The 21,842-nt window shown below is 72.3% G+C and carries 23 protein-coding genes; 19 read left to right on the forward strand and 4 right to left on the reverse strand.

What is annotated here, in order from left to right; all coding sequences use genetic code 11:
* Positions 1–143 precede the first annotated feature (143 nt).
* The 18 genes from atpB to GD632_RS01945 all read left to right on the forward strand — a co-directional run bounded on the left by atpB (position 144) and on the right by GD632_RS01945 (position 16,782).
* Positions 144–941: a F0F1 ATP synthase subunit A gene (gene atpB / locus GD632_RS01860; RefSeq protein WP_226924418.1), complete on the forward strand. Its 798-nt coding sequence runs from the start codon at positions 144–146 to the stop codon at positions 939–941.
* Positions 942–1,031: 90 nt separating this feature from the next.
* Positions 1,032–1,235 (forward strand): ATP synthase F0 subunit C, encoded by a 204-nt coding sequence (atpE, locus tag GD632_RS01865; RefSeq protein ID WP_110851925.1) that lies wholly within the window; start codon positions 1,032–1,034, stop codon positions 1,233–1,235.
* Positions 1,235–1,816 carry a F0F1 ATP synthase subunit B gene (locus GD632_RS01870; RefSeq protein ID WP_152188047.1) on the forward strand — a complete coding sequence of 194 codons (582 nt, stop codon included), beginning with the start codon at positions 1,235–1,237 and terminating at the stop codon, positions 1,814–1,816. The genes atpE and GD632_RS01870 overlap by 1 nt, the downstream gene beginning before the upstream one ends.
* Positions 1,816–2,631, forward strand: coding sequence for a F0F1 ATP synthase subunit delta (locus GD632_RS01875; protein WP_152188049.1), 816 nt, complete (start codon positions 1,816–1,818; stop codon positions 2,629–2,631). Before GD632_RS01870 ends, GD632_RS01875 begins: the two co-directional genes overlap by 1 nt.
* A 57-nt stretch (positions 2,632–2,688) precedes the next feature.
* Positions 2,689–4,323: a F0F1 ATP synthase subunit alpha gene (gene atpA, locus GD632_RS01880; RefSeq protein WP_152188051.1), complete on the forward strand. Its 1,635-nt coding sequence runs from the start codon at positions 2,689–2,691 to the stop codon at positions 4,321–4,323.
* 2 nt (positions 4,324–4,325) lie between these two features.
* Positions 4,326–5,219 carry a F0F1 ATP synthase subunit gamma gene (locus tag GD632_RS01885; RefSeq protein ID WP_152188053.1) on the forward strand — a complete coding sequence of 298 codons (894 nt, stop codon included), beginning with the start codon at positions 4,326–4,328 and terminating at the stop codon, positions 5,217–5,219.
* Positions 5,220–5,263: 44 nt separating this feature from the next.
* Complete coding sequence (gene atpD / locus GD632_RS01890) at positions 5,264–6,733, forward strand: F0F1 ATP synthase subunit beta (protein WP_152188055.1); 1,470 nt, start codon at positions 5,264–5,266, stop codon at positions 6,731–6,733.
* A 3-nt stretch (positions 6,734–6,736) separates the two neighbouring features.
* On the forward strand, positions 6,737–7,027 hold the full coding sequence (locus GD632_RS01895) for a F0F1 ATP synthase subunit epsilon (RefSeq protein ID WP_152188057.1): 291 nt from the start codon (positions 6,737–6,739) through the stop codon (positions 7,025–7,027).
* An 11-nt stretch (positions 7,028–7,038) separates the two neighbouring features.
* Positions 7,039–7,455: a DUF2550 domain-containing protein gene (locus GD632_RS01900; protein WP_152188060.1), complete on the forward strand. Its 417-nt coding sequence runs from the start codon at positions 7,039–7,041 to the stop codon at positions 7,453–7,455.
* A 124-nt stretch (positions 7,456–7,579) separates the two neighbouring features.
* Positions 7,580–8,275 (forward strand): endonuclease NucS, encoded by a 696-nt coding sequence (gene nucS / locus GD632_RS01905; protein WP_152188062.1) that lies wholly within the window; start codon positions 7,580–7,582, stop codon positions 8,273–8,275.
* A gap of 126 nt (positions 8,276–8,401) precedes the next feature.
* The gene (locus GD632_RS01910) at positions 8,402–9,334 is read left to right on the forward strand and encodes a type IV toxin-antitoxin system AbiEi family antitoxin domain-containing protein (RefSeq protein ID WP_152188064.1); all 933 of its coding nucleotides are present in this window, start codon (positions 8,402–8,404) and stop codon (positions 9,332–9,334) included.
* A gap of 139 nt (positions 9,335–9,473) precedes the next feature.
* Positions 9,474–10,685, forward strand: a complete 1,212-nt coding sequence (locus tag GD632_RS01915; RefSeq protein WP_152188066.1) for an N-acetylglucosamine-6-phosphate deacetylase — start codon at positions 9,474–9,476, stop codon at positions 10,683–10,685.
* Positions 10,685–12,118 (forward strand): GH1 family beta-glucosidase, encoded by a 1,434-nt coding sequence (locus tag GD632_RS01920; RefSeq protein ID WP_152188068.1) that lies wholly within the window; start codon positions 10,685–10,687, stop codon positions 12,116–12,118. Before GD632_RS01915 ends, GD632_RS01920 begins: the two co-directional genes overlap by 1 nt.
* Positions 12,118–12,402, forward strand: coding sequence for a hypothetical protein (locus GD632_RS01925; protein WP_152188070.1), 285 nt, complete (start codon positions 12,118–12,120; stop codon positions 12,400–12,402). The genes GD632_RS01920 and GD632_RS01925 overlap by 1 nt, the downstream gene beginning before the upstream one ends.
* Positions 12,403–12,548: 146 nt before the next feature.
* Positions 12,549–13,520, forward strand: a complete 972-nt coding sequence (locus GD632_RS01930) for a carbohydrate ABC transporter permease (RefSeq protein WP_405002513.1) — start codon at positions 12,549–12,551, stop codon at positions 13,518–13,520.
* Entirely contained in the window at positions 13,520–14,467 is a 948-nt protein-coding gene (locus GD632_RS01935; protein ID WP_152188072.1) for a carbohydrate ABC transporter permease, read from the forward strand. Before GD632_RS01930 ends, GD632_RS01935 begins: the two co-directional genes overlap by 1 nt.
* Before the next feature lie 55 nt (positions 14,468–14,522).
* Positions 14,523–15,908 carry an ABC transporter substrate-binding protein gene (locus tag GD632_RS01940; protein ID WP_152188074.1) on the forward strand — a complete coding sequence of 462 codons (1,386 nt, stop codon included), beginning with the start codon at positions 14,523–14,525 and terminating at the stop codon, positions 15,906–15,908.
* A gap of 64 nt (positions 15,909–15,972) precedes the next feature.
* On the forward strand, positions 15,973–16,782 hold the full coding sequence (locus GD632_RS01945) for an alpha/beta fold hydrolase (RefSeq protein ID WP_152188077.1): 810 nt from the start codon (positions 15,973–15,975) through the stop codon (positions 16,780–16,782).
* 14 nt (positions 16,783–16,796) lie between these two features.
* Here GD632_RS01945 and GD632_RS01950 read toward each other — a convergent pair whose 3' ends face one another.
* Together GD632_RS01950 and GD632_RS01955 are read right to left on the reverse strand one after the other, a co-directional pair.
* Complete coding sequence (locus tag GD632_RS01950; RefSeq protein ID WP_152188079.1) at positions 16,797–17,222, reverse strand: hypothetical protein; 426 nt, start codon at positions 17,220–17,222, stop codon at positions 16,797–16,799.
* Positions 17,223–17,282: 60 nt separating this feature from the next.
* On the reverse strand, positions 17,283–18,359 hold the full coding sequence (locus GD632_RS01955; RefSeq protein ID WP_152188082.1) for a YihY/virulence factor BrkB family protein: 1,077 nt from the start codon (positions 18,357–18,359) through the stop codon (positions 17,283–17,285).
* An 88-nt stretch (positions 18,360–18,447) separates the two neighbouring features.
* Between GD632_RS01955 and GD632_RS01960 the strand changes: the two genes are divergently transcribed.
* Positions 18,448–18,936, forward strand: a complete 489-nt coding sequence (locus GD632_RS01960; RefSeq protein WP_193311295.1) for a GNAT family N-acetyltransferase — start codon at positions 18,448–18,450, stop codon at positions 18,934–18,936.
* 7 nt (positions 18,937–18,943) lie between these two features.
* Here the strand turns inward: GD632_RS01960 and GD632_RS01965 are convergent, their stop codons facing one another.
* Positions 18,944–20,077 carry a calcium:proton antiporter gene (locus GD632_RS01965; RefSeq protein ID WP_152188086.1) on the reverse strand — a complete coding sequence of 378 codons (1,134 nt, stop codon included), beginning with the start codon at positions 20,075–20,077 and terminating at the stop codon, positions 18,944–18,946.
* Between the two features lie 219 nt (positions 20,078–20,296).
* Positions 20,297–21,805, reverse strand: coding sequence for a coiled-coil domain-containing protein (locus tag GD632_RS01970; RefSeq protein WP_152188089.1), 1,509 nt, complete (start codon positions 21,803–21,805; stop codon positions 20,297–20,299).
* Between the last annotated feature and the right edge of the window lie 37 nt (positions 21,806–21,842).

Genomic DNA, 21,842 nt, shown 5'->3' on the forward strand with positions numbered 1-21,842 from the left:
GGCGCGGGGCGTCGCGGGGTCCTGGGCGGTCCCGCGCATACGTTAGGCTTGAGCCGATCCTGACAACGCGGTCCTTCGCCGCAATCCCGACCGACTCTTGGGGGTCCGCCCTGTCTGCCGCCGCGACTCTCCTCCCCCTGGCCGTGGGCATCACGAGCGCCGCCGGTGAGGGCGAGGGCTTTCACGCCCCGACGCTGCAGGGCGAGTTCTTCCCCGGCGCGTTCCTCTTCGAGGGCACGCCCTTCGAGTTCAACCGGATCATGCTCGTGCGCGTCATCGCCACGCTGGTCCTCGTCACCGTCTTCCTCCTGGCGGCCCGACGTGCCCGGCTCGTGCCAGGCCGTTTCCAGGGCGGCGTCGAGATGGCCCTGGACTTCGTCCGGGTCAACATCGCCGAGGAGGTCCTCGGCAAGGAGAGCGGCCGGCGGGCCACGCCGCTGCTCTCGATCATCTTCTTCGGCGTCCTCGCCATGAACATCACCGGCGTCATCCCGGGCCTCAATATCGCCGGGTCCTCGGTCATCGGTGTCCCGCTGGTCTTCGCCGCCATCGCCTACGTCGGCTTCATCGCCGCGGGCGTGCGGTCCCAGGGCGCGGGGGGCTTCCTCAAGTCCTCCCTCTTCCCGCCCGGCGTGCCGAAGTTCCTCTACGTCATCCTCACGCCGATCGAGTTCCTCTCGACGTTCATCCTGCGGCCGGTCACGCTGACCATCCGTCTGCTCGCGAACATGCTCGTGGGGCACCTGCTGCTCGTGCTGTGCTTCGGCGCGACGCACTACCTCTTTCTCGAGGCGGCCGGTGCGATGCGCGGTCTCGGTGTCGTGACCTTGGCCGCCGGCCTCGCGTTCACCGTCTTCGAGATCTTCATCGCGGCCCTCCAGGCCTTCATCTTCACGCTCCTCACGGCTGTGTACATCCAGCTGTCCGAGGAAGCGCACTGACCTGACCGACGACCCGGTCACGAGGACCGGGTCATCACCAACGTGCTGGGCACAGGCCTGGGACAACAACGGAAGGAACACCCCGTGGAAATCACTGGTGACATCGCCACCATCGGTTACGGCCTCGCGACCATCGGCCCCGGTATCGGTCTGGGACTTCTCGTCGCCAAGACCCAGGAGGCCACGGCTCGTCAGCCCGAGGTCGCCGGCCCGCTGCGCGTCAACATGTTCATCGGTGCGGCCCTCGTCGAGGCGCTCGGCCTGATCGGCTTCGCCGCGGGCTTCGTGTTCTGATGATGGTCACGGCCCTGGTCCAGGCGGCGGAGGAGGGACAGAACCCTCTCGTCCCGCCCTTCTACGACGTCCTGTGGTCGGCGGTCTGCATCGCGCTCATCGCGCTCGTGATGTGGAAGTTCGTCCTCCCGACCTTCACCCGCATCCTCGACGAGCGCACCGAGAAGATCGAGGGCGGCCTCAAGGCCGGCGAGACCGCGCGGGCCGAGGCCGAGGAGCTGCGCTCGGGCATCGAGCGCGAGCTCACCGAGGCACGGGTCGAGGCGGCCCGGGTCCGCGAGCAGGCGCAGGAGGACGCGAAGGTCATCGCGGCCGACGTCCGGGCCCAGGCCCGCGCCGACGCCGAGCGGATCGTCGAGAGCGCCCACCGGCAGATCGAGGCGGAGCGCCAGCAGGCGGCCGCGTCCCTGCGCACCGACATCGGCGCGCTGGCGACCACCCTCGCCGAGCGCATCGTCGGTGAGTCCCTGGCCGACGAGCAGCGTCGACAGCGTGTCATCGACCGCTTCCTCGACGAGCTCGACTCCCAGACCGAGCTTGTCCCCGGCGGGGAGAAGGTCGGCGGGGCGACGGAGGCGTGATGCGAGCGAGCAGCCAGGCCGCACTGCGTGCGGCGAGCGAGCGGTGGGAGGTCGCCCTCCGCGAGGCTGGCGAGCGCGGGCGTGAGCTCGGCACCCAGCTCTACGAGGCGACCGACACGCTGGCGTCCTCCGGCTCGCTGCGGCGGGCCCTGACGGACCCCGCGCGGACCGGTGACGCCAAGGCCCGCCTCGTCGGTGCCCTGTTCGACGGCAAGGTCGCCCCCGAGGTGGTCGACCTGCTCGCCGGCATGGCCCGCTCGCGGTGGTCCGCGGACGAGGACCTCGGCGACGCCGTCGAGGAGCTCGCCACCGCCTCGGTGCTGTCCGCCGCGCAGTCGCGCGGCGTGCTGCTCGAGGTCGAGGAGGAGCTCTTCCGCACCGAGCGGCTGCTCGCCTCCGACCGGGAGCTGCGCTCCACGCTCGCCAACCGGGACTTCACCCCGGAGCGGCGCGCGGGACTGCTCGACTCCCTCATCGCCGAGCGCGCCAGCGCCGAGACCCGCCTCATCGTGCGGCGTCTTGTCACGACGCCGCGTGCCGGCTCCCTCGCCAGCGCGCTGCGGCGCGTCGGTGAGCTCGCCGCCGCCCGGCGGGACCGGGTCGTCGCGAACGTCACGGCGGCCTCACCGCTCACCCAGGCGCAGGAGGCCCGGCTCGCCGACATCCTCCAGCGCGCCTACGGCCGCGCCGTCCAGGTCAACGTGGGCATCGACCCGCAGGTCCTGGGCGGGATGCGCATCCAGGTGGGCGCCGAGGTCATCGACGGCACGACGCTCACCCGCCTTCAGGACGCCCGACGCCGGTTCGCCGGCTGACCCAGACCCGCACCACTGACGAACCGCGACGATGGTCGCCAAGGAGAAGGAACTGCAATGGCCGAGCTGACGATCAAGCCCGAGGAGATCAGGGCGGCGCTGGACAGCTTCGTCGACTCCTACCAGCCGACCGAGGCCGTGGGGGAGGAGGTCGGTCGCGTCACCGTCGCCGGTGACGGGATCGCGCGTGTCGAGGGTCTGCCCGGCACGATGGCGAACGAGCTGCTGCGCTTCGAGGACGGCACCCTGGGCCTCGCCCTCAACCTCGACGTCCGGGAGATCGGCGTCATCGTGCTCGGTGAGTTCACCGGCATCGAGGAGGGCCAGACCGTGCACCGCACGGGCGAGGTGCTCTCCACCCCCGTGGGTGACAACTTCCTCGGGCGCGTCGTCGACCCGACGGGCAAGCCCATCGACGGGCTCGGCCCGATCGAGGCCGAGGCGATGCGCGCCCTGGAGCTCCAGGCCCCCGGCGTCATGCACCGCAAGAGCGTCCACGAGCCGCTCCAGACCGGCATGAAGGCCATCGACTCGATGATCCCGATCGGTCGCGGCCAGCGTCAGCTCATCATCGGCGACCGTGGCACCGGCAAGACCGCCATCGCCGTCGACACGATCCTCAACCAGAAGGCGAACTGGGAGAGCGGCGACCCGGACAAGCAGGTCCGCTGCATCTACGTCGCCATCGGTCAGAAGGGCTCGACCATCGCCTCCGTGCGTGGTCGCCTCGAGGCTGCCGGTGCGCTGGAGTACACGACCATCGTCGCGGCCCCCGCGTCCGACCCGGCCGGCTTCAAGTACATCGCCCCCTACACCGGCTCGGCCATCGGCCAGCACTGGATGTACCAGGGCAAGCACGTCCTCATCGTTTTCGACGACCTCTCCAAGCAGGCCGAGGCCTACCGCGCCGTGTCGCTGCTGCTGCGCCGCCCGCCGGGCCGCGAGGCCTACCCGGGTGACGTCTTCTACCTGCACTCCCGTCTGCTCGAGCGCTGCGCGAAGCTGTCCGACGAGCTCGGCGCGGGCTCGATGACCGGCCTGCCGATCATCGAGACCAAGGCCAACGACGTCTCGGCGTACATCCCGACCAACGTCATCTCGATCACCGACGGTCAGATCTTCCTCCAGTCCGACCTGTTCAACTCCGACCAGCGCCCCGCCGTCGACGTCGGCATCTCGGTGTCCCGAGTCGGTGGTGACGCGCAGGTCAAGGCGATGAAGAAGGTCTCCGGCACGCTGAAGATCACCCTCGCTCAGTACCGCTCGATGGCGGCCTTCGCGATGTTCGCCTCCGACCTCGACCCGACGACGCGGCAGCAGCTGACCCGTGGCGAGAAGCTCATGGAGCTCCTCAAGCAGCCGCAGTACTCGCCCTACCCGGTCGAGGACCAGATCGCCTCCATCTGGGCCGGCACCAACGGCTACCTCGACGACGTCGAGACCAGCCAGGTCCGCCGCTTCGAGAAGGAGATGCTCGACCACCTCCGCCGCTCGACCGACGTCCTCCAGACGCTCGGCACGACCGGCAAGCTCGAGAAGGAGACCGAGGACGCGATGCGCGCCGGGATCGAGGACTTCCGCAAGGGCTTCCTCGCCGGCGACGGCACGCTGTCCTCCGAGCCGGCCGCCCCCGAGGCCGACCCGCTGGTCGAGACCGAGCAGGAGCAGATCGTCGCCGAGAAGCGGGGCTGAGCGTGGGGGCCCAGCAGCGCGTCTACAAACAGCGGATCCGCTCGACGCAGACGCTGAAGAAGATGTTCCGCGCGATGGAGCTCATCGCCGCCTCGCGGATCGGTCGCGCCCGCGACCAGGCCACCAAGGCCAGCCCGTACGCCGTCGCGCTCACCCGTGCGACGTCGGCGGTCGCGGCGCACGCGCACGTCGGTCACCCGATCCTGCGTGAGCGCACCGACACGAACCGGGTCGCGGTGCTCGTCCTGGCCGCCGACCGCGGCATGGCCGGCTCCTACACGGCCAGCGTCCTGCGCGCCGCCGAGCAGCTCACCGAGCGGCTCACGGACGAGGGCAAAGAGATCGACCTCTACGTCGTCGGCCGTCGTGGCATCGGCTACTTCACCTTCCGCGGCCAGCGGATCGTCAAGAGCTGGGAGGGGCAGTCGGACAAGCCCGACGCCCAGCTCGCCCGTGACATCTCCGAGACGCTCCTCGAGGCCTTCCTCGCCCCGGCCGAGGCCGGCGGCGTGAGCGAGCTGCACATCGTCTTCACGAAGTTCGTCTCCATGGTCAGCCAGGAGCCCTTCGTGCGGCGGATGCTGCCGCTCGAGGTCGTCGAGGGCGTGACCGAGGCGGGCGCCAAGCCGCTGCCGCTGTACGAGTTCGAGCCCTCCGCGGACGCCGTCCTCGACCAGCTGCTGCCGCTGTACGTGCGCAGCCGCATCTACAACGCGCTCCTGCAGGCGGCCGCCTCCGAGCTGGCGAGCCGGCAGCGGGCCATGCACACCGCCGTCGAGAACGCCGAGGACCTCATCGCCACGTACACGCGGCTGGCGAACTCGGCACGACAGGCCGAGATCACCCAGGAGCTCACCGAGATCGTCTCGGGAGCCGACGCACTGGCAGCGAGCTGACGTGCGTACCCAGTCCACTGCCGCCCGCACCGAAGGAAACTGACATGACTGCCACGACCGAGTCCCGCACCGAGCAGGCCGCGCCCGGCGTCGGCCGGATCGCCCGGGTCACCGGACCGACGATCGACGTCGAGTTCGCCCCCGACGAGATCCCCGCGATCTACAACGCGCTCGTCGCGACGGTGGACAAGGCCACCATCGGCCAGGGCGAGGGCATGCTCGACATGACCTTCGAGGTCAACCAGCACCTCGGTGACAACCTCATCCGCGCGGTCGCCCTCAAGCCGACCGACGGCCTGGTCCGTGGCATGGAGGTGCGCGACACCGGGAGCCCGATCACCGTGCCCGTCGGCGACGTCACCAAGGGCCACGTCTTCTCCGTGACCGGCGAGGCGCTCAACCTCAAGGAGGGCGAGACCCTCGAGGTGACCGAGCGCTGGCCCATCCACCGCAAGCCCCCGAGCTTCGACCAGCTCGAGTCGAAGACCCAGATGTTCGAGACGGGTATCAAGGTCATCGACCTCCTCACCCCGTACGTCCAGGGTGGCAAGATCGGCCTCTTCGGTGGTGCGGGCGTCGGCAAGACGGTCCTCATCCAGGAGATGATCCAGCGCGTGGCGCAGGACCACGGTGGTGTGTCCGTGTTCGCCGGCGTCGGTGAGCGCACCCGTGAGGGCAACGACCTCATCATGGAGATGGAGGAGGCCGGCGTCTTCGACAAGACCGCGCTGGTCTTCGGCCAGATGGACGAGCCGCCGGGCACGCGTCTGCGTGTGGCTCTCTCCGCGCTGACGATGGCGGAGTACTTCCGCGACGTCCAGCAGCAGGAGGTGCTGCTCTTCATCGACAACATCTTCCGCTTCACCCAGGCCGGCTCCGAGGTCTCCACGCTGCTGGGCCGCATGCCCTCCGCGGTGGGCTACCAGCCGAACCTCGCCGACGAGATGGGCATCCTGCAGGAGCGCATCACTTCGACGCGCGGCCACTCGATCACCTCGCTGCAGGCGATCTACGTGCCCGCCGACGACTACACCGACCCGGCCCCGGCGACGACCTTCGCCCACCTGGACGCCACGACCGAGCTCTCGCGCGACATCGCCTCGCGCGGTCTCTACCCGGCCGTGGACCCGCTCACCTCGACCTCGCGCATCCTCGACCCGCAGTTCGTGGGCCGTGAGCACTACGAGGTCGCCACCCGCGTGAAGTCCATCCTCCAGAAGAACAAGGAGCTCCAGGACATCATCGCGATCCTCGGTGTCGACGAGCTCTCCGAGGAGGACAAGGTCACCGTGGCGCGGGCGCGCCGCATCGAGCAGTTCCTCTCGCAGAACACCTACACCGCGGTGAAGTTCACCGGTGTCGAGGGCTCGACCGTGCCCGTCGCCGAGACCGTCGAGGCCTTCCGTCGCATCGCCGACGGTGAGTACGACCAGGTGCCGGAGCAGGCGTTCTTCAACATCGGCGGCATCGAGGACCTCGAGCGCAACTGGTCGAAGATCCAGAAGGAGTCCTGACCCGTGGCCCTCACGGTGCAGATCGTGGGTCCTGACCGGACCCTGTGGAGCGGGGACGCGGCCTCGGTCAGCGTCCCCGCCGCGGACGGCGTGCTGGGCATCCTGCCCGGCCGCCAGCCGGTGCTTGCCGTGCTGCGGCCGGGCAAGGTCACCATCAGCCAGGCGGGGGGCGCCTCGGAGTCGGTGGACATCCAGGGTGGGTTCGTGTCGTTCGACGACGACGACGTCATGGTCGTCGTCGACGAGCAGGACGAGCGGCGCGCGGACAACGCCGAAGCCGCCGTCGAGCACTAGGAGCGGCCGCCGTGGGCTGGACGTGGCTGCTGTGGCTGCTCGTCCTGCTCGCCGTGCTCGCGCTGCTGGTCGGGCTGTGGATGCTCGTGCGCCTGCGGGCCCTGGGACGGGTCGTCGGCTCGTTCTCGTGCGCCTGGCGCGCGGCCGAGGCGCAGGACTGGTCGAGCGGTGTCGCCGTGTACGGGGTCGAGCGGATCGACTGGTACCGGATCCTCTCGCTGCGGCCCGGACCGGCGGCGCGGTGGCGACGCAGCGAGCTCGTCATCGAGCCGGGACGGCGTGTGCTGCCCGGCAGCGCGTGGGGCGCGCTGGAGGTGGAGTGCCACGTCGGTGGTGACAGCTTCTACCTGGCGATGGAGGGCGACGCCCTCGCCGGCCTGACGAGCTGGCTCGAGTCGAGCCCGCCCGTCGACCGCGGCGCCGCCTGACGAGCACACCCCGCCCACCGCCGACAGCCGACTTACCGCCGACAGCCGAGTTACCGCCGACAGCCGACTTGTCGTCGACAGCCGAGTTACCGACCGCGACGTCCCAGACCGGAGGCAACCGCCCGTGCGCACCGTCATCGCCCGCTGCTCGGTGGACTACACCGGGCGGCTCGACGCCCACCTCGCCCTGGCCACCCGCCTCCTCATGGTCAAGGCAGACGGCTCCGTCCTCGTCCACTCCGACGGCGGCTCGTACAAGCCGCTCAACTGGATGAGCCCGCCGTGCCGCCTCGCGGTCGACGCGCCGGACGCGGCCGACGCCGGCGCGGGCGTTCAGGAGGTCTGGACGGTGCAGAACACGAAGAGCGACGACCGTCTCGTCGTCAAGATCCACGAGGTCGTCCACGACGGCACCTACGACCTCGGCGTGGACCCAGGCCTCGTCAAGGACGGCGTCGAGGCCCACCTCCAGCAGCTCCTCGCCCAGCAGATCGAGCTGCTCGGCCCGGGGCACCGCCTCGTCCGTCGCGAGTTCCCGACGGCGATCGGCCCGGTCGACATCCTCGCCCGCGACCCGCAGGAGCGGGCGGTGGCGGTCGAGATCAAGCGCCGCGGGGACATCGACGGCGTCGAGCAGCTCACCCGCTACCTCGAGCTCCTCAACCGTGACCCGCACCTGACGCCCGTCCGCGGCGTCTTCGCGGCCCAGGAGATCAAGCCGCAGGCTCGGGTGCTGGCCGAGGACCGCGGCATCCGCTGCCTCGTCCTCGACTACAACGCCATGCGTGGCCTCGACGACCCGGACACGCGCCTCTTCTGACTGCGTCGCAACGGGCAACCGCCCGCCGGGTGCGTGGGTGCTCCACAGACGCCGACCGTGCGTCCGCCGCCCCCAGTCGAAGCCCGCTCGAGCACGAGGTGCGTGGCGGCCGGGCCACGGTGGTCCATGGCCACCACACTCCTCGACGACGGTCCATTCACCTGGCGGACAGCGGCAGCCCGCGGCGTCTCTGAGCGGGAGCTGCGTGCGCTCTGCGAGGCGGGCGCCCTCGAAAGACCGAGCCGTGGCCTGTACGTTCCCGCCCACCTCGCCGACGACCCCGCAGCGCGCGCCGCGGCGATCGCGCTCGTGCTGCCGCGAGGCGCCGCGCTCGCGCGTGAGTCGGCGGCGTGGCTCATGGGTATCGACGTCCGTCCACCCGGCCGCTGGGAGCGACCGCCGCTGCTCGAGTGTCTCGTGCCGCTGGGTGGTGTCCGTCCGCACCGGGCCGATCTCAGCGCCTACATCAGCGACCTCCCGGAGGACGACGTCGTCCGCATCGACGGGGTTGCCTGCACCTCCCCGACGCGCACGGCGCTCGACCTGGCCCGTTACCGTCCGCGCTACATCGGGCTCGGTGCCGTGGACGCGCTGACCCATGCCGGGCTCGTGTCCGTCCACGAGCTCGAGGAGGCCGTCCGCCCCCTCCGCGGGCGGCGCTTCGTCCGGCGGGCGCGAGAGGTCATCGAGCTGTGCGACCCGCGAGCCGAGTCCATGGGGGAGTCGTGGGGTCGCCTTCGTGTGGTGGAGGCGGGCCTGCCCAGGCCCGAGGTCCAGATCAGCCTGCGCGACGAGAGCGGCCGCGAGGTCTTCCGCCTCGACATGGGCATCGTCGAGGAGCAGATCGGGATCGAGTACGACGGCGTCGCTCATCACCTCAGGACGCCCGCGCAGCGCGAGCACGACGACGCCCGCCGGACGGCGATCCGGGACCGCTTCGGTTGGCGCGTTGTCGTCACGACGAAGGAGGACGTCCTCGGCACGCGTCCGGTCCTGGAGAGCACGCTCATGGAGATGCTCGGTCTGTCCATCGAGTTCCGCCGGCGCCTCTGGATCTGACGGCCCCCTCGGTAAGTCGGCTGTCGGCGGTAGGTCGGCTGTCGGCGGTAAGTCGGCTGTCGGCGGTAGATCGGCTGTCGGCGGTAGGTCGGCTGTCGGCGGGGTGGGGGTCCGGGGTCCCGGTTGGCATGATGGGGGGATGAGCACTGCCTCCCCGCGCGTGGTCCGCGGACGTGTCGTCACCCCCACCGCCGTCCTCGACGACGGTGCCGTCGTGTGGGAGGGGGACCTGCTGACCTGGGTGGGGCGCGCGGGGGAGGCGCCCGCCGGGCTGCGCGAGGCCGTCACGGCCGCCACCCCGGTCGACGGCTACGTCCTGCCCGGTCTCGTCGACCTCCACTGCCACGGCGGCGGCGGGGCCAGCTTCCCGGACGCCGAGGACGTCGACACCGCCCGCATCGCCGTCGCCGAGCACCTGCGCCACGGGACCACGTCCCTCGTCGCCTCCCTCGTCACGGCGGCGCCCGACGTCCTGCGCCAGCGCACCGGCGTCCTCGTCGAGCTTGCCGAGGCCGGGGAGATCGCGGGCATCCACTACGAGGGCCCGTTCATCTCCGCCGACCGCTGCGGCGCGCAGAACCCGGCCCAGATCCAGCAGCCCGACCCCGCGCTCACCCGCGAGCTCCTCGGGCTCGGCCGGGGCCACGTCGTCACGATGACCCTCGCCCCCGAGGCGGCGGGCGTCACGGGGGAGGGCGGCGTCACCCGCGCCCTCGTGGCCGGCGCGGCGCTGCCCTCCTTCGGGCACACGGTGGCCACGGCCGCGCAGGCGCGTGCCGCCGTCGTCGAGGCCGGCCACGTGCTCGCCGCCGAGCCCGCCGCCCGTTCCTCCCGCCCCACGGTCACCCACCTGTGCAACGGGATGAATCCCATGCACCACCGCGACCCCGGGCCGATCCCGGAGTTCCTCGCGGCCGCCGCCGACGGTCGCCTCGTCCTCGAGCTCATCGCCGACGGCACCCACCTGGACCCCGACCTCGTCCGGAGCGTCATGGAGATCGCCGGGCGGGAGAACGTCGCGCTCGTCACCGACGCGATGGCCGCCGCCGGCATGCCCGACGGCGACTACCGGCTCGGCTCGCTCGCCGTCACGGTCGCGGACGGCGTCGCCCGGCTGACCGCCGGCGGCGCGATCGCGGGCGGGACCGCTCGCCTCATCGACGTCGTCCGCACGACCGTCGCCGGTGGCGTGGACCTCGTCGACGCCGTGTACTCGGCCGCCACCACCCCCGCCGCCGTCCTCGGAGACGACGGCGTCGGGGCGCTCGAGGCGGGCAGACGGGCCGACGTCCTCATCACCGACACGGACCTGCGACCGGTGACGGTCGTCAAGGGAGGGGTGGAGCTGTGATGTGGCAGGACTTCGCGTGGGGTGTGGCAACGGCCGCCTACCAGGTCGAGGGCGCGGCCCGGGAGGGCGGGCGCGGCCCGTCGATCTGGGACACGTTCTCCCACACGCCCGGACGGGTGCACGGCGGGGACACCGGCGACGTCGCCGTCGACCACTACCACCGGTGGCGCGAGGACGTCGCGCTCATGTCCCGGCTCGGGGTCCAGGCCTACCGCCTGTCGATCTCGTGGCCCCGGGTCCAGCCCGGCGGCCGCGGGCCGCTCAACCCCGAGGGTGTCGCGTTCTACCGTGACCTCCTCGACGAGCTGCGTGCCCGGGGCATCGTGCCCGTCGTCACGCTCTACCACTGGGACCTGCCGCAGGAGCTGGAGGACGCCGGCGGCTGGCCCAGCCGCGACACCGCCTACGCCTTCGCCGACTACGCCCGCCTCATGGCCCGCGAGCTCGGCGACCGGGTCGCGCTGTGGACCACCCTCAACGAGCCGTGGTGCACCGCCTTCCTCGGCTACGCCTCGGGCGTCCACGCCCCGGGCCGCACCGAGCCGGCCGCCGCCCTCGCCGCGGCGCACCACCTCAACCTCGCCCACGGCCTGGCCACGCTGGCGATCCGGGAGGAGCTCGGGGAGGAGACCCCCGTGTCGATCTCCCTCAACCTCCACGTCACCCACCCCGCCGACCCGGAGTCCGGCCCGGACCTCGCCGCCGTCGCCCAGGTCGACGCCGTCGGGAACCACATCTTCCTCGGCCCCCTCCTGGACGGCAGCTACCCGACCCAGCTGCTGCGCGACACCGCGCACGTCACCGACTGGTCCTTCGTCCACCCCGGGGACCTCACCGTCACGCGTCAGCGGATCGACGTCCTCGGCATCAACTACTACTCGACCCAGGTGGTACGCCGGTACCAGGGCGAGGGGGTGGCCCCGCGCGCCGACGGCCACGGCACCGCGACCGCCTCGCCCTGGGTGGGGACGGAGGACGCCGTGGAGTTCCTCCCCGTCGACCCGCCCCACACGGCGATGGGCTGGAACATCCGGCCCGATGCCCTGGAGGAGCTCCTCCTCGCGCTCGACAACGCCTACCCCGACCAGCCGCTCATGGTCACCGAGAACGGCGCCGCCTTCGACGGTGACGTCCCGACGGCGGAGGGCCGGGTCCACGACACCGCCCGGGTCTCCTACCTCCACTCCCACATCGCCGCCGTGCTGCGTGCCCGCGAGGCCGGGGTCGACCTGCGCGGCTACCTCGCGTGGTCCTTCGTCGACAACTTCGAGTGGGCCTACGGGTACGCCAAGCGCTTCGGCATCGTCCACGTCGACCTCGACTCCCAGCAGCGCACCCCCAAGGACTCGGCGCTCTGGTACCGCGAGCTCATCCGGACCGGGCGCCTGCCCGGCGTGGAGGAGGCCGCCGCGCTGCCCCCGCTGGACGGCTGATGGCCCGCGCGCGCCGCGGGCGCAAGCGCCCCTACGGGGACGCCCACGTCCCCCTCGACCCGGACCGTCTCGGTGGCGTCGTCCGCAGCGAGACCGGCCCGCGGGGCGAGAGGTACACGGTCCGCACCGTGCGCGGCGGGGAGAAGTCTTACCGCTGCCCCGGGTGCAACCAGCTGATCCCGCCCGGCACCAGCCACGTCGTCGCGTGGCCCACCGAGTCGCTCCTCGGCCCGGGGCTGGAGGACCGGCGCCACTGGCACACCGCCTGCTGGCGCCGCGGCTGAGCGCTCGCCGGAGAAGCCCTTCTCCACCTGTTGCCTGACCCGTGGGGCGCCTATAGTGTCGCGATCTGGCAAGGGTGCCGGGACTATTGGGGCGAAGGGATGACGGATGGCGCCGCACGACGGCACGAGCACGAGCGGACGCTCCGGTGGCTGAGGCCGTCACGCTGGGCGCGGGCGGGTCGCCGTCGGCTGCCCGCCGGGCACGCAGGAGTCGGCGCAACGTCCGGTACAACCGCCGCGAGGCCCTCACCGGGTTCCTCTTCATCTCCCCGTGGATCGTCGGCTTCCTCATCTTCACCGCCGGCGCCATGGTGTGGAGCCTGTTCATCGCCTTCAGCGACTACAACCTCGCCACCGGGCAGATGCGGCCCGTCGGCACCCGGAACTTCGCGAACCTCATCGAGGACCCGCGGGTCGCGACGTCGCTGGCGAACACGCTCTTCTACGCGATCATGCTCGTCCCGCTCGAGATCGTCTTCGCGCTGACCCTGGCCCTCCTCCTGTCGAAGCTGGGGCGCGGCAGCGGTGTCTTCCGCACGATCTACTACCTGCCGAAGATGACGCCGGCCGTCGCCACCGCCGCCGTCTTCTTCCTCCTGCTCAACGGCAACACCGGTGCGATCAACCAGGGCCTGGGCGTCCTCGGGATCGACGGGCCGCAGTGGCTCGTCGACCCGGACTGGGTCAAGCCCTCGATCGTCCTCATGTCGCTGTGGGCGGTGAGCGGCACGATGGTCATCTTCCTCGCGGCCCTCAAGAACGTGCCGCAGGAACTCTACGAGGTCTCCTCGATCGACGGTGCCGGCCCGGTGCGCCAGTTCTTCTGGATCACCCTGCCGATGATCTCCCCGGCGCTCTTCTTCAACGTCATCGTCCTGAGCATCGCCGCGTTCCAGACCTTCGACCAGGCCTACCTGCTGTTCTGGCGCGACCAGAACAACGCCGCCCCGGAGGCCTCGCTGTTCTACGCCGTCTACCTCTTCCAGCAGGCCTTCCGGCAGTTCAACTTCGGTTTCGCCTCAGCGATGGCGTGGCTCATGTTCGTCATCATCATGATCGTCACGGTCATCCAGGTGCGCGTCGGCAACCGGCTCGTCTTCTACGAGGGGCAGCGCTGATGTCGGCTCTCAACTCACCCGAGGCGGTCGTCGCCACCGACCGGATGGCCGAGGAGGTCACCGGCACCGAGCGCTACGGCACCCGCCGCCGGCGCACACCCCCTCTGCGGTTCTCGCCCGGCAAGGTCGTGCTGTGGGTGCTGGTCATCCTCTTCGCGGTGGTCTTCATGTACCCCTTCGTGTGGCTGGTGGCCGCCAGCCTCAAGCCGCGCGGGCAGGTCTTCGACAACAAGCTCATCCCCGAGACCTTCGTGTGGTCGAACTACGCCGACGTGTGGGACCAGCTGCCGCTGACGAGCTGGCTGTTCAACAGCCTGGCGATCGCCCTCCTCGCCGCCACCACGGTGGCGATCTCGAGCACGATGGTCGCGTTCGGCTTCGCGCACTTCCGCTTCCCCGGGCGCAACGCCCTCTTCGGGCTCGTGCTCGGCACGATGATGCTGCCCGGCGCCGTGACGATGGTGCCGACCTACCTCATCTGGAAGGAGCTCGGCCTGCTGGGCACCTGGGCCCCGCTGTGGGCCTTCAACCTCTTCGGCTCGGCGTTCTACATCTTCCTCCAGCGCCAGTTCCTCCTCGGCCTGCCGCGTGAGCTGTTCGAGGCGGCGCGGATGGACGGCGCGAGCTACTGGCGGATCTTCTGGCGCATCGTCATGCCGCTGTCGATCCCGTCCTTCATCATCGTCTTCCTCTTCGAGTTCCAGGCGAGCTGGAACAACCTGCAGGCGGCGCTCATCTACCTCAACGCCGGCAGCGTCGAGGACTTCACCGCGCCCCTCGGCATCGCCTACGCGATGACCCGCTACAGCCCGACGGCCGGGGGACAGGGCGACTACCAGTACGTCATGGTCGCCTCGCTCCTCGTCACCCTTCCGATGCTCGTCCTGTTCGCCTTCGGGCAGCGGTACTTCATCGAGGGCATCGCGACCACCGGCCGCAAGGGGTGAGGCGGTCTCCCGGCGAGCACCGCCGTCCGCACCCCACCGTGAGAAAGGGAACGACATGAACAAGCGTCACTCCGCACTCGTCGCGACAGGGGTGGTCCCGGCCCTCCTGCTCCTCGCGGCCTGCGGCGGCTCGGACGGCGACGGCGGGTCGAACGGCTCGGGGGACGGCGAGGGCACCTCCTTCTCCGCCGAGGCCACCGGCGCGATCGACGCATGGGCCTTCGACAACGCCGACGACGTCGGTCAGGCCCGCCTCGACCACGCCGAGGGGACCCTCTCCGACCTCGACATCCAGCTCGACCCGACGGGCTTCGACGCCCAGAAGTTCACCACCCGCATCGCCAGCGGCGACGTGCCCGACGTCGTCCAGATGGACCGCCGCTACGTCGGCACCTACGCCGCGCAGGGTCTCATCCAGCCCCTCGACCAGTGCTTCGAGGCCCGCGAGGTCGTGCCCGACGAGCACTGGTACCCCTTCGTCGTCGACGACGTGCGCTGGCAGGACCAGGTCTGGGCGACGCCGCAGTTCTACCAGCCCCCCGCGGTGCTGCTGAACCGGGACGTCATGAACGCGGCCGGCGTGAGCGACGAGGACATCGACACCTCCGACCTCGACGTCCTCCTGCCGGCGGTCGAGGCGATGTACGCGCAGGAGGGGAACAACCCGACGACGCTCGGCTTCGACCCCCAGCCCACCGGGCAGGCCCCGCTGTGGGTGCTCGGCATGGGCGGCTCCCTCACCGACGAGGACGGCGCCCCGACCCTCGACGACCCCGCCAACGTCGCCGCGATCGAGCACGTCAAGGCGATCATCGACGCCCAGGGCGGGTACGCGCCGTACAAGAGCTTCGCCGACTCCTTCGACTTCTTCGGCGAGCAGAACCAGTTCGTCGCCGACCAGGTCGGTGCGCAGGTCAACGCCCAGTGGTACCCCAACGTCCTCTCGCCCTACGTCGAGGAGGTCGAGCTCGGCGCGGTGCCGTTCCGGGACGCGGACGGGGAGAACTTCTCCGTCGCCGGGGGCACCGCCTTCGTCGTCCCGGTGGGGGCGGCGAACCCCGACGGCGCGTGCGCGTGGATGGTCGAGGTGACCTCGCTGGACGCCTGGACCGCGGCGGGTGAGGCCCGCGCGGCCACGATCGCCGCGGAGGGCGGCGTCAACACCGGCCTGTTCACCGGCTCGCCGGAGGCCGACCAGGCCATCCGCGAGGCGCACGTCCAGCCCTCCGGCAACGAGGCCTTCGACCAGGTCATCGAGACCTACTACGACGTCGTCGAGTACGGGCGGTCCTTCGGTGCCTCCCCGGTTGGCCAGGAGATCACCACCGAGCTGACCAACGCCATGACGGCGGCGCTGCTCGAGGACAAGACCCCCGAGGAGGCCCTGGCCGACGCCCAGGCGACCGTCCTGCGGGCCTACGAGAACGTCAGCACCGAGTGACGTCCCGTCCCGGGCCGCGCGCGACTGCGTGCGGCCCGGGACACCCCCGTGCCATCCTCGGAGGATGAGCACCGCACCCCTTGCCCTGCACCGTCACGGGCCGGCGAACGGGCTGCCGCTCGTCCTCCTCCACGGGTTCCCGCTGGACTCGCGGATGTGGGACGACGTCGTCGCGCAGCTCCCGGACCTGCCCGTGCTCACCCTCGACGCCCCCGGCTTCGGGAGCTCACCCGCTCCCGACGACGTCGCTGCCGCCGTCTCCCGGGAGCCCGGCCCGGCGCTGGAGACCTACGCGGACGCCGTCGCCGCAACCCTGCGCGGACAGGGCGTCGACCGTGCCGTCGTCGCCGGCCTGTCGATGGGCGGGTACGTCACCCTCGCGCTCGCCGAGCGGCACCGGGGTCTGCTCGCCGCCGTCGGGCTCCTCGACACGCGCGCGGACGCCGACGGCGACGACGCCCGCGCGGGCCGCCTGCGCATGGCGGAGGAGGCCGGGCGCAGCGGCGCCGCCGCGGTGGCCGGGATGGTCGACGTCGTGCTCGGCGAGACGACCCGGGCCGAGCGGCCCGAGGTCGTCGACCGGGTGCGGGCGTGGGCGGCGCAGGCGTCACCGGTCGGGATCACCTGGGCGCAGCGCGCGATGGCCGCCCGGCCCACGCGGGTGGCGGCGCTGGAGGACCTCGAGGTTCCGGGGCTCGTGCTGCGCGGCGCGGAGGACGTCACGAGCACGCAGGAGGCCGCAGAGACGATGGCACGCGCCCTGGGCGGGGAGGCCGAGCTCGTCGTCGTCCCGCGGGCCGGGCACATGAGCGCCGTCGAGGACCCCGCCGCCGTCGCGCAGGCCCTGCGCCGCCTGCACGCCTCGGTGGCCTGAGCCGCGCGGCGCGCTCAGGCGGGCTCGCGCCAGCCGGGCAGGAGCCGCTCCAGGGCGTCGGGCAGGTCGATCGACTCCCCGTCCCGGCCACCGGCCCCGAGGACCATCGGCGCCGGGGCGGGGCGCAGGTCGACGCCGCGCACGCGCTCCCGCAGGCCGAGCGGGGCGGTGAGGACGTAGAAGTCGCCCTCCGTGCTGAGCCCGGCGGAACGGTCGGTGCGCAGGTACCAGCCGGTGAGCGCGGTGCGTGCCTCGCCGCGGCCGCCGTAGCCGCGAACCCGCAGCGGCTCGGCAGGGAGCCGGTCCCGGGCGACGGCGGCGAACTCGCGGAGCAGCCGGGCGGCCCGCTCGTGCTCGGCGCGCCGACGCTGCTCGAGCATGTCGGCGTGGACGGCCGCGGCCTCCCGCCGCTGCTCCGCCCAGTCGCGCTCCTCGCTCACCGCTCCAGCGTAGACCGCCGCCCCGACGGCCCGCCGGAGGGCTCCGGCGGGCCGTCGGGGTCAGTCGTCGCTGCGCGAGTGCCGGCCGGCGGACGGCGCGGCGTCCCTGTCCTCGGTGCGGCCGTGCGAGCGGCGCAGGGCACGGCCGCGCTCGATGTCCTCGCGGTGCTGCTCGGCCTTCTTGTCCGAGGCCTTGGTGTCGCGTGCCGGCAGCTGGATGTTCTCCTCGGCCTCGATGCCGGCCTGGAGCTGGCGGCCGCGTTCGAGCTCGGCGTCGAACTCCGCCCCGAAGAGGAGGGCGAGGTTCATGACGTACAGCCACAGGAGGAAGACGATGACGCCGGCGAGCGCACCGTAGGTCTCGTTGTAGCTGCCGAAGTTGGCGACGTAGAACCCGATGCCGACCGTCGCCAGTGCGGCGACGACGATGGCGATGACGGCGCCGAGGCTGATCCAGCGGATCTTCGGCTGCTTGACGTTCGGCGCACCGTAGTAGAGCAGCGTGATGATGAGGATGACGATGAGGAGCAGCACCGGCCACTTCGCGATGTTCCACACGGTCACCGCGGTCGAGCCGAGCCCGATGAGGTCACCCACGGTCTGCGCCACGGGTCCGCTGACGACGAGGATGACGACGGCCGCCGCGACGAGCAGGAGGAGGACGAGGGTGAGGAGGTAGGTCCACGGGCGCAGCTTCCAGATCGGCCGCCCCTCGGGGATCTCGTAGATCCGGTTCATCGCCTTGGCGAAGGCGGTGACGTAGTTCGAGGCCGTCCACAGCGCGACGAGGATGCCGATGACGAGGCCGATCCCGGGAGCACCGACGTTGGTGATGCTGTCGATGATCGGGCTGAGCTGGTCGTAGGTGTCCTCCGGGAGCGTGTCCTGGAGCAGCGTGGTGACCTGCCGGGTGCCCTGCTCCCCCTGGCCGACGAGGGCGAGGATCGACGCCAGCGCGATGAGCGCGGGGAAGATGGAGAGGACCGCGTAGTACGTCAGGCCGGCGGCGAGCGTCGTGCAGTCGTCCCGGGCGAACTCGCGCAGCGTCTTGCGCAGGACGTACGTCCAGGACGGCTTGCGGATGTCGGTGGGGGAGTCGGGCTTGGCCGGGTGCTCGGCGTCGTGGCGGTCGCTCATCGTCACTCCTGTCGTCGCGGTAGGAGTCAGCGTGGGCGCGGCGTGCGGGCTCCGCAACCGGGGGCGCGGGTGGCCTACCGTGGGCCCCATGGCTGGTCCCCTCCACATCCGCGCGGCGCGCCCCGACGACGCCGTCGCCCTCGCCGCCCTCCACGTCCAGGCCTGGCGCGAGACCTACGCCGACGGCGTGCCGGAGCCCGTGTACGCCCGCATGGCGGAGGAGGGCCCGGGTCGGTGGGCGCAGCGCCTCGAGGACCCCGACGCGGGGGCGACCTGGGTGGGGACGGAGCGGGAGACCGGTGAGCTCGTCGGCTTCTCCCGGGCCGAGGCCACCGGCACCGGGGAGGTGCGTCCGCTCCTCCTCGCCGGCCTGTACGTCCTGGCCCGCTGGCACGGGCAGGGTCTGGGTCAGGCGCTGCTCGCGCACGCGATCGGCGACGCGCCCGCCTACCTGTGGGTGGCCGAGGGCAACGGGCGCGCCCAGCGCTTCTACACGCGGAGCGGCTTCGTCCTCGACGGCGAGCGCCGCGTCGAGGAGCAGTGGGGCGGCATCGCCGACCTCCGCATGGTCCGGTAGCCGCCCGTCAGGACATGGCGGCGACGGCGTAGACGGCGAAGACGGCCAGGTGCGCCGCGCCGTGCGTGGCGGTCACCCGCGGGGCGGAGAAGGTCGACACCGACAGCAGGAGGGTCACGCCCAGGAGCAGCAGGTTGACCGGCGACTCGGCGAGCACGACCGGCTGCCCGGTGAGCACGCCGATGACGAGGACCGCGGGGATCGTCAGCCCCACCGTGGACACGAGGGCGCCGTGGCACAGGTTGCTCACCCGCTGGACCTCCCCGGCCAGGGCGGCGCGCACGGCGGTAATCGACTCGGGCAGGAACACGATCACCGCGATGAGGATCCCGGCCAGGGCGGTGGGCGCGCCGAGCCGGCCCAGCCCGTCGTCGAGGAGGGCCGCCATGTCATGGGAGAGCAGCACGACCGGCAGCACCGTGGCGACGAGGAGCCCGGCGCGCACGAGCACCTCGGTGCGGTGCTCCGCGACGACGACTCGCACGCCGGTCCGCACGACCGTGGGCTCGCGCCGCTCGGCCGGCGGGACGACCTCCCGGAAGTCCCCGGCCTGCGCGCCGGTCTGCCGGGCGAGGAAGAAGGCGTAGAGCACGACCGTGACGAGGACCACCGGCACGGCCTGCCCGGGCGTGTAGGAGCCCTCGGTGCCGAGGACGGCGGGGACGCCGAGGGCGAGCGCGACGAGCACGACGAGCACGGAGTGGTACTGCGAGGTGCCGGCCCGGTTGGGCGTGAGAGCGCCGTGCCTGCGTCCGCCGACGAGGAGGGCGAGGCCGACGACGGCGCCGAGGATGATCATCGACACGGCCATGACCGAGTCCCGCGCGATGGTCGCGTGCTCGCCCGGGCCGAGCATGACGGCGGAGATGAGGATGACCTCGATGACGACGATCGAGAGCGTGAGGACGAGGGAGCCGTAGGGGTCCCCGAGACGGCGGGCGAGGTGCTCGGCCTCGTGGACGACGCCGAAGGCGCACACGAGGACGACGCCGACGACGACGACGAGCGCCGCGACGAGCACCGCGCTCGGGACGGGCGGATCGAGCAGCGAGCCGGACGACACGAGGGCGAGGACGGCGCCCCAGCCGAGCAGGAGCCGCGCGACGGCGGCGGGCGTGAGGATGGGTCGGGCGGTGGACATGGCGGCCGAGTCCTTCTGACGGGGCCGTCCCCGTGAGCGGGCTGGCGAGCGGGTCGTCCCGGCTCGCGGCGGCAGTCCTTCGCGCCGTGACCAGGGTAGCGACGACTGTGCGGCCGTGCCGCGCTGGTGACCGGACCCACCACCGGCGAAGCCGTCCGTCGGCGCGAGTGCTGTCGCAGACCTGGGCACACGCGGCCGAGGAACCTCGCCCCGCTGGGCTCAGCGGCGGTCGTCCTCCACGGCCGGCATGACGGCGGTCTCGCCGGACACGGCGTCCATGACCTCGGTCCGCGGCTCGTCCGCCGGCTGCGGCCGGGCGGGCTTCTCGGCGGCCTCCCCGTCGGTGCCGGGGGTGTCCGCGTCCGCGACGGCGCTCGCGGTGGAGGTCGCCTGCTCGTCGGCGTCGACGGCGTCCTCCGCCTCGTCGGCGTCCGTCGCTGCGGCGTCGTCCGGCTCGTCGCCGTCGGTCGCTGCTGGGACCTGCGCGTCGTCCTCGACGGCCGCCGGCTGGGCGGTGCTCGTCTCGAGCGCGGCCTGGGCGGCGCTCGCCTCGAGCACGGCGGCGTCCCGGTCGGTGACGTCGGAGCCGGCGCCCCCGGCCGGGTGGGTCGCCGCAGCGTGGGTGCGCGTGGCGAGGACGCCGCGGAGCTCGTTGAGGTAGGTCGTGATGTCCTCGCGCTGCCGCGCGAGGTCGGCGATCTCGGCGGCGAGCGTGTCCCGCTCGGCCTGGGCGGCCGCGGCGGCCTCGCGCACCAGGCTCTCGGACTCGGCGCGTGCCTCGGCCAGGACCTGCTCGGCCTCCTCGCGGGCCTGCTCCACGCGGCGGGCCGCTGCGGCGTCGGCGTCGGCGATAACCGACTCGGTGCGGGCGAGGGACTCGGCGAGGCGGGCCTCGGCGTCCGCGGCGCGGCGCTCGGTCTCCTCGGCCAGGGCGGTGGTGGCGGCCCGGGCCTCGGCGTGGGCGGCGGCCGCGGCGCGCTCGGTCTCCTCGCGCAGCGTCGCGGTCTCGAGCTCGGCGCGGTGGCGCAGCTGCTCGGCGCCCGCGCGCGCCTGCTCGAGGAGGTTCTGTGCCTCCTGGTGGAGCGCGGTGGCCTCGGACCGGAGGCGGGTCGCCTCCGCCTCCGCGGCGGTCCGCAGCTCGAGGACCTCCCGCTCGGCGGTGGCGCGGGTGAGCGCGAGCTCACGGTCGAGGTCGGCGCGACGGTGCTGCTCCTCGTCGCGCACGGTCTCCTCGACCCGTGCGGCCTCCCGCTCGGCGGAGGAGACGATCTCCTCCGCCGACCGCTGAGCGACCTCGAGCGCGGAGCCGGCCTGCCGCTGCGCGTCCTCGAGCGTCTCCTGGGCCTGCCGGCGGGCGGCGGCGAGCCGCGACGCTGCCTCCGACTCGGCGCGCTCCGTCAGCTCGGCCGCCCGCTGCTCCGCCGCGGCGACCGCCTGCGCCGCCTGGGCACGGGCGCGGTCGACGACACCCGCGGACTGCTCCTCCGCGGACCTCAGCAGCTGCTCGATGCGCGCCCCGAGGCCCGCGTAGGTGGGCTGGGCACGCTCGCGCAGCTCGCGCTGCGCCTGGGACAGCTCCCCGGACAGCCGCATGGTGCGCTCGTCGAGGGCCGCCACCTGCTGCCGCGCGCCGGCGAGAGCGGTCTCCAGGGCGTGCATCCGCTGGTCCACCTGCGCGCGGTCGTAGCCGCGCATGACCACGGGAAACACGGACTGGTCCTCGCTCATCTGTCCTCCAGCTCAGGGGTCGGCACGCTCGTGCGGG

This window comes from Georgenia satyanarayanai (assembly GCF_009193135.1).
Classification (GTDB): Bacteria; Actinomycetota; Actinomycetes; order Actinomycetales; family Actinomycetaceae; genus Oceanitalea; species Oceanitalea satyanarayanai.

Bases quoted from the DNA above. Each gene is read 5' to 3' on its own strand.
- GD632_RS01870 (WP_152188047.1), top strand. From the start codon at position 1,235: ATGATGGTCACGGCCCTGGTCCAGGCGGCGGAGGAGGGACAGAACCCT.
- GD632_RS01875 (WP_152188049.1), top strand. From the start codon at position 1,816: ATGCGAGCGAGCAGCCAGGCCGCACTGCGTGCGGCGAGCGAGCGGTGG.
- atpA (WP_152188051.1), top strand. From the start codon at position 2,689: ATGGCCGAGCTGACGATCAAGCCCGAGGAGATCAGGGCGGCGCTGGAC.
- atpD (WP_152188055.1), top strand. From the start codon at position 5,264: ATGACTGCCACGACCGAGTCCCGCACCGAGCAGGCCGCGCCCGGCGTC.
- GD632_RS01910 (WP_152188064.1), top strand. From the start codon at position 8,402: ATGGCCACCACACTCCTCGACGACGGTCCATTCACCTGGCGGACAGCG.
- GD632_RS01915 (WP_152188066.1), top strand. From the start codon at position 9,474: ATGAGCACTGCCTCCCCGCGCGTGGTCCGCGGACGTGTCGTCACCCCC.
- GD632_RS01920 (WP_152188068.1), top strand. From the start codon at position 10,685: ATGTGGCAGGACTTCGCGTGGGGTGTGGCAACGGCCGCCTACCAGGTC.
- GD632_RS01925 (WP_152188070.1), top strand. From the start codon at position 12,118: ATGGCCCGCGCGCGCCGCGGGCGCAAGCGCCCCTACGGGGACGCCCAC.
- GD632_RS01935 (WP_152188072.1), top strand. From the start codon at position 13,520: ATGTCGGCTCTCAACTCACCCGAGGCGGTCGTCGCCACCGACCGGATG.
- GD632_RS01940 (WP_152188074.1), top strand. From the start codon at position 14,523: ATGAACAAGCGTCACTCCGCACTCGTCGCGACAGGGGTGGTCCCGGCC.
- GD632_RS01945 (WP_152188077.1), top strand. From the start codon at position 15,973: ATGAGCACCGCACCCCTTGCCCTGCACCGTCACGGGCCGGCGAACGGG.
- GD632_RS01955 (WP_152188082.1), bottom strand. From the start codon at position 18,359: ATGAGCGACCGCCACGACGCCGAGCACCCGGCCAAGCCCGACTCCCCC.
- GD632_RS01960 (WP_193311295.1), top strand. From the start codon at position 18,448: ATGGCTGGTCCCCTCCACATCCGCGCGGCGCGCCCCGACGACGCCGTC.
- GD632_RS01965 (WP_152188086.1), bottom strand. From the start codon at position 20,077: ATGTCCACCGCCCGACCCATCCTCACGCCCGCCGCCGTCGCGCGGCTC.
- GD632_RS01970 (WP_152188089.1), bottom strand. From the start codon at position 21,805: ATGAGCGAGGACCAGTCCGTGTTTCCCGTGGTCATGCGCGGCTACGAC.